Below are 235 nucleotides of genomic sequence, written 5' to 3'. Positions count from 1 at the left end.
ACCGCCTCCGACATCGTCGCCGAAGCCGTCACCCAGGGCGTGCTCGGCACAGACCAGCAGAATGCCGGCCTCAGCCAGGCCCGCGCCCTCTCGGTGCAGGACGCCGACACCGCGGCACGGACAGTGTCGGCGAAGATCGTCTTCGCCGACGGCACCCCCGCCGCCGGATCGTCTGCACACACCGATGCCCTGGGCCGTGTGGTGTCCTCCACCAGCGGCGAAGTCACCGCCGCAC

1 protein-coding gene is annotated in these 235 nt (G+C 71.5%); it reads left to right on the top strand.

Annotated features, from left to right (window positions below; all coding sequences use genetic code 11):
- A partial coding sequence (locus IF89_RS40340) for a hypothetical protein (RefSeq protein WP_043195216.1) occupies positions 1 to 235 on the top strand: 235 nt, incomplete at both ends.

This window comes from Streptomyces sp. NRRL F-2664 (assembly GCF_000719345.1).
In the GTDB taxonomy this organism is placed as follows: domain Bacteria; phylum Actinomycetota; class Actinomycetes; order Streptomycetales; family Streptomycetaceae; genus Streptomyces.
The sequence above is the reverse complement of the archived record's forward strand: the minus strand, read 5'-3'. Positions and strand labels throughout refer to the sequence as shown.